Origin of the sequence: Streptosporangium sp. NPDC000396 (assembly GCF_042898655.1) — a bacterium.
Lineage (GTDB): Bacteria > Actinomycetota > Actinomycetes > Streptosporangiales > Streptosporangiaceae > Streptosporangium.
In genome coordinates this window covers 44530-50778 of sequence record NZ_JBIAZA010000050.1, presented here as the reverse complement: position 1 = coordinate 50778, position 6249 = coordinate 44530, and the positions used below count along the sequence as shown (strand labels likewise).

Sequence of the window (6249 nt, the reverse complement as noted above, 5' to 3'; positions counted from 1 at the left end):
CGGCGTTGAAAGTTCTGCACGCCCGGGTCGTGGCGCACGGCGACAAGGCCACCGCCAACATCAAGACAACGAGTTAATTATCGGCAACCCCTTAGACGCCCGTCGAGGATCCCGCGCTCCGGTCTCGCGGCGCATGCCGCGAGACCGGAGCCGACCGGGTGATCGCCTCTGTGAGACCGCCTGCGCCGCAGCGGCGGTCACGCCGGTTTCAGAGCCCCACGAGTCCCCCCGGCCGCACGTCGGCGACGTAGGCGTCGAGGTCGGGGACGCCGGGCGCCAGCATGTGGCGGACGAACGAGCTCCGCTCGTGCTCCAGCGGCGGCAGCTCCCAGACGCAGCCGATCCACGGCCGCTCCAACGTCATGAAGTTCGTCGGATCCTCGTCGGGGCAGCCGATCGCGGGCTGCCCCGCCACCGCGGTGTGGATCTCGATCACGTTGTCCCACACCCATGTGTAGACCAGCAGGTAGGCGCCGTTGTCGCCGCCCCTGTGCAGCACGGTCCACCCGGCGGGCGAGTCGGGCGCGGGTGCGGGCACGAGCCGCGGAGCGTAGGCGTAGGCGGCCTTCTCCACCTCGGGCTCGATCTCGTGTCCCTCGCAGTCGACGTGATAGCGCTTGTACGGCCTGCCGCCAAGTGTGACGGGAGCAAGGGAGCGCAGGTTCTTCTCGATGAAAGCCATGACCGGGACCCTAAGAAGCATCCACTGACATCTATTGTCAGTGGATGCGCGCCTCCCGCCTTCTCTCGGTGCTCCTCCTGCTCCAGACGCGCGGCAGGATGACCGCGCGGCAGCTCGCCGACGAGTTGGAGGTCAGCGTCCGCACCGTCTACCGCGACATCGAGGCGCTGCACGCCTCCGGCGTGCCCCTGTACGGCGAGGCGGGCCATGAGGGCGGCTACCGGCTCGTCGACGGCTACCGCACCCGGCTGACGGGGCTGACGGAGAAGGAGGCCCAGGCGCTGTTCCTCACCGGCCTGCCCGGTCCCGCCGCCGATCTCGGCCTCGGCGCGCTGGCCGCGGCGGCCGAGCTCAAGATCGAGGCGGCGCTCCCTCCCGATCTGCGTGAGGGCTCCCGTCACGTGCGCGAGCACTTCCATCTCGACGCGCCCGGCTGGTACCACGACGACGACCGGGTGCCGCACCTGCCCGCCCTGGCCGACGCCGTGTGGAACAGGCTCGTCATCGCCGTCCGCTATCGGCGCTGGCGGGAGCCGTACGAGGTCGAGCGGACGCTGGAGCCGTACGGGCTGGTGCTGAAGGCGGGCACGTGGTATCTCGTCGCCCGCCACGGCGAGGACCTGCGGACCTACCGCGTCAACCAGATCCTCGCCATGGAGGTGACCGAGCAGGCCTTCGACCGGCCCGAGGGCTTCGACCTGGCCGCCCACTGGCGCGAATACCTGAAGGACTTCCGCGCCCGCCTCTTCCAGGGCCACGCCGTCGTCCGGCTGTCGCCCGCGGGCGTCGAGCGGGTCGCGGAGCTGATGAGCTCGGCCGTCGTCGACGCGGTCGCCCGGGGGGTGGAGGGCGAGGACGGCTGGATCACCGCGACCGTCCCGATCGAGTCGCCCACCCACGCGCGGACGGAGTTCCTGAAGCTCGGCGCGGAGGCGGAGGTGCTGGAGCCGGCCGCCCTCCGGGACGAGATGGCCGCCACGGCCCGCGCCCTGGCGGCCGTCTACCTGCCGCGGGACGCCTGGTGACGTCCGGTGACGGTCGGTGACGGCTTGGTCCACGGCGCGCTCTTAGCTGTTCAGGCGGCGTGACACCACCCCGAGCAACCGCTCGCCGGAGAAGTAGCCGAACCTCCGGGAGTCGACGCTGGCCGCGGGGTTGTCTCCCAGCAGCACCAGACAGTCCGCCGGGACCCGTGACCCGGGAGCGACCTGGGTGGCCGTCGCCACCTCGCCCGGCACCGGGTCACCGGGTACGGCGACCGCGCGCTTGATGATCCACTGGCCGGGCGGCACCGGGTCCTCCAGCACGACGACCTGTCCCGGGCGGACCGCGGCCAGCGGTGCCCTGCGGACCAGGACCCGCTCGCCTTCCCGGTAGGTGGGTTCCATGCTCACACCGTGGACCGTCACCACGAGGAAGCGCCGCCGCACCTGGAGCCCGATCGCCAGGATCACCAGCGTGAGCACTGCCGTGGAGACGAACCCCGTCATGGTTGCCTCCCGATGACGGCGACCTCGTCGCGATAACCCTCCGCCTGGAGGCGGAAGAGCTTCGCGTACGGACCGTCCGCGCGCAGGAGTTCGTCATGGCTTCCCCGCTCGGCGACCCGCCCGTCCTCCAGCACCACGATCAGATCGGCCTCGCGGACCGTTCCGAGCCTGTGGGAGATGAGCAGGCTCGTCCTGCCCGCGCGGAGCAGGCGCAGCCGCCGATGGACCTCGTGTTCGGCCTGGGCGTCCAGCCCGGCGCTCGGCTCGTCGAGGATCATCACGTCGCAGCCGTCCCGGAGGAGCGCCCGGGCGAGCGCCAGGCGCTGCCACTGGCCGCCGGAGAGGAACACCCCCGTGGAGGGGTCGTCCTTCTCGGCCTCTCCGAAGAAGCTGCGACTGAGCATGGTGTCGTAGCCGTGGGGCAGTCGCCGTACGACGTCGTCGACGCCCGCCCGCCGTGCGGCCGTCACGATGCGCTCCCTGTCCCCGATCGCCGCCAGGTCCCCGACCCCGATGTTCTCCGCGGCGGTGAAGTCGTAGGACATGTAGTCCTGGAAGACCGCCCCCAGGCGCCTCCGGAGATCGTCCGGGTCCATGTCGCGCAGGTCGACTCCGCCCCAGCGGATCGAGCCGGACGTCGGCTCGTAGAAGCGGCACAGCAGTTTCACCAGCGTGCTCTTGCCCGCCCCGTTGAGCCCGACCAGGGCCACGCAGGACCCGTGGGGAATGGTCAGGTCCACCCCGCGCAGGATCCACGGATGATCCTCGCTGTACCGGAACCAGACATCGCGCAGCTCGATGTCGCCGCCCCGGGGGATCTCCCGGGGCCGCTCCGGCCGCGGCAGGTCGGGTTCCATCCGGTCGACGGCCAGATAGTGGCCGAACATCAGCAGCTCCTGGTGGGTGTAGGCCGCCTGCTCCGCCAGGGAGCTCAGCGCCGACTGCACGGCGGCCACCGCCACCACGAACATGGAGACGTCTCCCGCCGTGCCGGCGCCGTTCAGCGCCGCGTTGATCGCCAGAACCAGCCCGGCCCCCGCCGTACCGGCGCTCGCCAGGCTCAGCGCCGACTGCGTGACCAGCTCGCGGCGGTCCAGGCACCGGTGCTCCTCGTTCGCGCGCATGCGCTCGGCCCTCATCCGCCCCTGCAGGAAATGGCCGAGTCCGAAGAGCCGGATCTCCTTCGCCGCTTGCACGTCGCCGAGCAGCCGCCCGTAGAAGATCTCCCTGCGCTCCATGGGGCTGACCTTCCACATCACCTGAGCGCGCCGGCGGCTGAGGGAGAGCTCCGCGATCAGCGTGGGAACGGCCGCGCCCAGCACGGCCGCGGTGACGATCGGGCTGATCACCGCGAGTGAGGCGACGAATCCCAGCACCGTGACCGCGCCCTGGGTGATGCCGAGCGCGCCCTCGACGATCTGGCCGGGTGTGTGACGGGCGGCCTGGTCCGCGAGGCGCAACCGGTCCAGGAACGCGGGGTCCTCGAACCTGGCCAGGCCGGTGAAGCCGTTCACCTTGGTGTACAGCCGGTCCTGCGTGCGGAGCGCGATCGAGCGGCCCAGCTCCGCCCGGAGGTACCGGCGCGCGTGCGGCAGCGTGAGCGCCAGCGCCCCGAGGGAGACCAGGGCGATCGCCGCGGGCACGACCGCCGTGCGCTCTCCCGTCAGCCCGTCCAGCACGATCTTGGTCAGCCATGCCGTCGCGACGGGGATGGCCGCCGCCGTCGTGGTGACGATCACGTAGCTCGACAGCAGCAGCGGACCCGCCTGCCATCCCAGGCGCAGCGCCGCGCCCATCTCCCCGAGGCGGGACCACCCTCGCCTCCCCCGCGTCGTCATACCGCGATCGGGTCCGTCAGCGCCGAGAGGCCGAACCCCGCGGCCGCGATGGCGTGCCCACCGCCCAGGAGGCAGAACGTGGGGAAGGCGGTCACCCCGAACGCCGTGGCCACCGGGCCCCCGTGGTCCTCCACGATCACCCGGGTGACCTGGGCCAGCTCCCCCGCCATGGCGTCGGAGCCGTCGGTGCCGACGACCACCGCCAGCGCCCTGTCCCTACCGCCCGGCAGCGCCCTGACGTGCTCGACGAATTCCGGCAGGCTCGTCCGGCATGGTTCGCACCCGGGGGAGAAGAACCCGACGACGGTGTCCGGTTCGAGCATGTAGCGCGACACCGCCTCGTGATCGATTGTCAGCACGTCGAAGTGCCCGATCGTCGACCCCACCACCGGCAGGCGCCCGCCTCCGCCGCCGGATCCGGCTAATTCCGCTAATTTCTGGGTGTGTTCTCTCAATCTCCGCACCATCGCGAGCATCAACAGGAGATTCAGCCCGCAGAACACGCTCAGCACGACCACGGCCGCGATCAGATAGGGCACCGTATCCGGTCCTCTCAGATGGTGTCCCGCCGGCCGGAGCACCCCGGTCGGCGGGCGCGGGAGCTGGGGCTACGGCCGGTAGACGCAGGAGCCGCAGACGACCACGGGATCGTCGGGGTAACTGCAGCAGTACCTGGAGTGCCGGGCGCCACACCGCTCGTACCAGCAGGACATGGCGTCCGCGTGCCCCCTGGGAACCAGGAGGCCTAGGAGCCTGTCGGCCAGCGAGCCGATTTTCCTCGACATCGTTCTTCCCTTCCGTGAACGCGAATCCGGTTTTTCGGTGATTTCAGGAAATTGTTATTCACCGGTGTAGATATGCCGTAGAAAAGGCGTAGAGATTCCGTTCAGGGCTGCGCCCGGATGGGAATTCGCCTGGCAGCGCCGTCCAGCCCGGCGGGTCAGCGGCCGGAGAGGTGCCTGTGCCAGGTGACCGCGGAGGTGTCGGAGAGCGAGGCGATCTGGTCGATGACCACGCGGAGCCGCTCGGCGTCACCGGCGGCCTTGATGAAGGAGGGCCGGAGCGCGGGCTCCAGCGTGCCGGGCGCACCCAGCATGATCAGGTGGGCCAGGTCATGGATGAGCTCACGCTGCCTGGCCTGGTTGGCGTTGTGCTCGTCTCTGGTCATCACGTAGTGGGCGGTGAGCCCCTTCAGCACCGCGCACTCCAGCCGGGTGGGCCTGGGCACGATCAGGTCGGCGCTGTAGCGGCCGGCGGCGGGGCCGTACGCCTCTCGGGTGGCGATCTGCGCCGACCTGCACAGGCGCCCGATGAGCGAGCTCGTGAGGCTCTTGATCGCGACCATGTCGGCGAGAGAGCCCTCGAAGTGACGAGGCCAGAGCGGCTGGGTGACCAGGCGGCCGAAGATGTCCTCCAGCTCTCCGGGATCGGCCTCCGGGGCGTACCAGTCGCGGATCGTCGCACAGACCTCGCGGCGCTCGGCGGGGTCGCGCAGGGCCTCTGGCACGACGGCGCCCAAGTGGAGGGCGTCCTCAAGGTCGTGCACCGAATAGGCGACGTCGTCGGCCCAGTCCATGATCTGGGCCTCGAAACTGACCCGTCCCTCGGGCGCGCCCTCCCTGATCCACTCGAAAACGGCCATGTCCTCGCTGTAGGCGCAGTATTTCGGGCTCGTCTCGCGGGTCCACGGGTATTTGATCGCGGCGTCCAGGGAGGCGCGGGTGAGGTTGAGCCCGGCGCTGCGGCCGTCCTCGGTGAGGACCTTCGCCTCCAGCCGGGTGAGCAGGCGCAGGCTCTGCGCGTTGCCCTCGAACCCGCCGCATCCGGCGGCGACCTCGTTGAGCGCGGTCTCCCCGTTGTGCCCGAACGGCGGATGCCCGAGATCGTGGGCCAGGCAGGCGGTCTCCACCAGGTCGGGGTCACGGCCGAGCGCCTGGCCCATCTCCCGGCCGATCTGCGCGCACTCCAGCGAGTGGGTCAGCCGGGTGCGCGGGATGTGCTGCCCGCTGCCGAGCGTCTCCCCCGGCCCGACGACCTGGGTCTTTGCGGCGAGCCGTCGCAGCCCCGCGCTGTGCAGCACCCGAGCCCTGTCTCGTTCGAACGGGCCTCTCTCAGGGTTGCCGGGTGGTTCCGGCACCCATCTGACCTGGTCATGCTCGTCGTAACCGTGCATAAGTGCAGTGATTTTATCCAGGAAAGGAGCGTTCCATGCCGAACGGCAAGGAAACACCTGATGACC

General features: G+C 70.4%; 7 protein-coding genes. 1 reads left to right on the top strand and 6 read right to left on the bottom strand.

Annotated features, from left to right (window positions below; genetic code table 11):
- Window positions 1-208: 208 nt before the first annotated feature.
- Entirely contained in the window at window positions 209-682 is a 474-nt protein-coding gene (locus ACFY2X_RS44970; RefSeq protein WP_389950894.1) for a hypothetical protein, read from the bottom strand.
- Between the two features lie 44 nt (window positions 683-726).
- Between ACFY2X_RS44970 and ACFY2X_RS44965 the strand changes: the two genes are divergently transcribed.
- On the top strand, window positions 727-1707 hold the full coding sequence (locus ACFY2X_RS44965; RefSeq protein ID WP_389950892.1) for a helix-turn-helix transcriptional regulator: 981 nt from the start codon (window positions 727-729) through the stop codon (window positions 1705-1707).
- 42 nt (window positions 1708-1749) lie between these two features.
- Here ACFY2X_RS44965 and ACFY2X_RS44960 read toward each other — a convergent pair whose 3' ends face one another.
- From ACFY2X_RS44960 to ACFY2X_RS44940, 5 genes are all read right to left on the bottom strand, one after another.
- On the bottom strand, window positions 1750-2172 hold the full coding sequence (locus ACFY2X_RS44960) for a S26 family signal peptidase (protein WP_389950889.1): 423 nt from the start codon (window positions 2170-2172) through the stop codon (window positions 1750-1752).
- A complete protein-coding gene (locus ACFY2X_RS44955; RefSeq protein ID WP_389950887.1) occupies window positions 2169-4010 on the bottom strand; it encodes an ABC transporter ATP-binding protein in 1842 nt (613 codons plus the stop codon). Before ACFY2X_RS44955 ends, ACFY2X_RS44960 begins: the two co-directional genes overlap by 4 nt.
- On the bottom strand, window positions 4007-4549 hold the full coding sequence (locus tag ACFY2X_RS44950; RefSeq protein ID WP_389950884.1) for a hypothetical protein: 543 nt from the start codon (window positions 4547-4549) through the stop codon (window positions 4007-4009). Before ACFY2X_RS44950 ends, ACFY2X_RS44955 begins: the two co-directional genes overlap by 4 nt.
- Before the next feature lie 69 nt (window positions 4550-4618).
- Complete coding sequence (locus ACFY2X_RS44945) at window positions 4619-4795, bottom strand: hypothetical protein (RefSeq protein WP_389950882.1); 177 nt, start codon at window positions 4793-4795, stop codon at window positions 4619-4621.
- A 155-nt stretch (window positions 4796-4950) separates the two neighbouring features.
- On the bottom strand, window positions 4951-6183 hold the full coding sequence (locus tag ACFY2X_RS44940; protein WP_389950879.1) for a deoxyguanosinetriphosphate triphosphohydrolase: 1233 nt from the start codon (window positions 6181-6183) through the stop codon (window positions 4951-4953).
- Window positions 6184-6249 lie beyond the last annotated feature (66 nt).